This window comes from Bradyrhizobium sp. SZCCHNRI3043 (assembly GCF_032377735.1).
Taxonomy (GTDB): Bacteria; Pseudomonadota; Alphaproteobacteria; order Rhizobiales; family Xanthobacteraceae; genus Bradyrhizobium.
The window spans coordinates 1-1087 of record NZ_JAUHID010000041.1 but is presented as its reverse complement, the minus strand read 5'-3'; the positions used below and the strand labels follow the sequence as shown (position 1 = coordinate 1087).

At 67.0% G+C, this 1087-nt stretch carries 1 protein-coding gene and 1 pseudogene; both read right to left on the bottom strand.

Features of this window, described 5'->3' with window-relative positions; genetic code table 11:
* Positions 1–227 (bottom strand): annotated as a pseudogene (locus tag QX124_RS31810) (histidine kinase); the annotation flags it as partial.
* 402 nt (positions 228–629) lie between these two features.
* On the bottom strand, positions 630–1087 hold a 458-nt coding region (locus QX124_RS31805; protein WP_315799303.1), incomplete at its 5' end, for a PepSY domain-containing protein.

Sequence of the window (1087 nt, the reverse complement as noted above, 5' to 3'; positions counted from 1 at the left end):
TTGATCTGCCGGGAATGAAACAGCGCCCACCAGGTGCCGGGCAGATCGCCTCCGGGTGCGAAGCTCTGCACATTGCCCCCTGGCGTCGAGGCGCTGGCGGTCGCGGCGAGGCGTCGCTCGGCGACGTAACCGGTCGCGGCCGGCGCCTCGGGGGAGATGAAGTCCGGGCCGACGGCGCAGGATGCGAGCAGCACGCTGCAGCCAAAAAGGCCGAGCGGGACGGACATCGCGCGGCCTGTCGGGGCCCCCCTCAAACGCGCGGGAAACATTCGGACATGATCTGACATAAAACTAAACCGTTTCGTTTTCTATCCGGACCATGCGGGGCAGCACAGACGTAGTCAAGTCACGTTGATGACAGGGCGGTGCTGCGCACAGCTTCGTCCTGCGCGGCGCCGGTGCTCGCTTGCACCGGACGGGCGCATCAAATTTTTGAGGTGAGAGTAGACAACGCGCCGCTTCCATTCCCGCAGCGGTCGGGCAGCGACGTCGTTCTTGTCACACTGATCGGAAAAGGTCTGCCGCCGAGCTCGCGCGGCGCGGGTCGGCCTTTGGCGAAGCAGCGCGCGAGACGGAGTTGGAGGCCGGCTCGCAGCGTCGAGCCGGCTCCGTGGGACGGTCGCCGCTCGTCAGGACGGCATCGAGGATGCGACCACCGGCTTTGCCGGCACGGTGCGCGCGCGATTCGGGCGCCGCAGCCGGCGCTGCGCCCAGATCAGCACGCCTGTGATCAGCAGTGCGAACAGCGCGATCGAGATCAGCACGTTGGCCGCGCTGCCGATCAGCGACCAGTTGCCTTCGTGCAGCAGGCGCGGCCAGTTGCGCGGCAACGCGGAGAGCCCGTCGGACGTCACAGCATAGGCCCTGAGCTCATCGTCCTCGATGATCCTCGCCATCATCCGCCCGCCGCGATTGCCGATCGAGTTGACCGCCGAAAGGTCGTGGTCCCTGGAAACGATGCTGACGGCGTCAGGCAGCGAGATGCGCTTGGCTGCGGTGGGCGGAGCGCTGCCTGCGAAGGTCAGGCCGAGCTCGAGACAGAGTCCGGTGAGCGGGCTGAGCAGAATCAGAGGCAGCGTGAACCAGG